Consider the following 1,118-nt stretch of genomic DNA (forward strand, 5'->3'; position numbering starts at 1 on the left):
GTTCCACGAGTGGGCGGGCGGAGGCCACGCGACGCTCGCGTGGAGTTCACGGACGCAGGTGGGGGCGACGGCCTGGGGTGCGCGGCCGGTGTGGAGCGTGGAGGGCGCGGCGCTCGATTTCCGCTCCACCTCGGGTTACCCGGCGGGCGGTGGCTTCGGCGCCGTGGGGCTTGATGCGGCGTGGGGCCTGGGGCCGGTGGACCTCTTCGTGGAGGCGGCGCGCAGCTTCGATGTCACGCCCGGCGGAGGTGGCGGGTTCGCGGTGCTCCAGCGCACGGTGGTGGCGGATCCGTCGAAGGAGCTGGAGGTGTCGCTGCGAGCCTATGGGCGCGGCTTCGCCAATCCCTACACAGGGGCGATGTCCGGGCCGGACGAGCTGGAGGGCTCGCGGGCCCGGAACGAGGTGGGCGTGCGCGTGCGCTACCTGCACCGGCTGGAGGACGCGTGGCGGCTGCGCGGCGAGGTGGACGCGTGGACGCTGCCCTCCGACGGCGCGGTGCCGGGCAGCGCGGGCACGGTGAACCTGCGCGGTTCGGCGCGCGTGGACTGGCGGGCGCATGCGCTGTTCCAGCCTTCGCTGTGGGGGGAATACCGGGACAAGGGCGTCGGCGTGGCGGGGGACTGCTTCGATGGGACGGGGGATGAGCCCTGTGCGGGTTCGCTGCTGCGCGTGACGGCCCGTGTGAAGGCGGAGCTCCACGACGCCGTCTCCGTGGCCGCGCAGTACGCGCATGCGCGCGTGGATGATCCGGTGAGCGCGGGCGTGCGCGAGGATGCGCAGGCGGTGGTGGAGACGCAGGTGCGGCCGTGCGAGGCGGTGCGGCTGCGGGGCCGGGCGGTGTGGAAGGACGAGGACCTCGCGACGCGCCACCGGCTGGAGCAGTCCTTCCGGGCGTCGCTCGATGCGAGCTGGACGGCGGGGGACGCGGTGACGACGCGGGTCCGGTACGCATGGGTGCTCGATTTGAAGGACGCGAGCGGTGCCCGGACACCGCCAGACGCGCCCCGGCACCTGTTCGCTTTGGAATTAGAGACGCGGTTCTGAAGGGGGTTGGAGCGTGGCGGCTTGGGCAGTGCGGGGATGGGGCGTGAGGTTGTGTCTGGGATTGGGATTGGGA

At 73.0% G+C, this 1,118-nt stretch carries 1 pseudogene; it reads left to right on the forward strand.

From position 1 onward, the window contains the following. Positions 1-1,045: pseudogene (locus tag D7V97_RS43225) on the forward strand (hypothetical protein); the annotation flags it as partial. Between the last annotated feature and the right edge of the window lie 73 nt (positions 1,046-1,118).

The sequence above is a fragment of the Corallococcus sp. CA053C genome, assembly GCF_003611675.1.
In the GTDB taxonomy this organism is placed as follows: Bacteria; Myxococcota; Myxococcia; order Myxococcales; family Myxococcaceae; genus Corallococcus.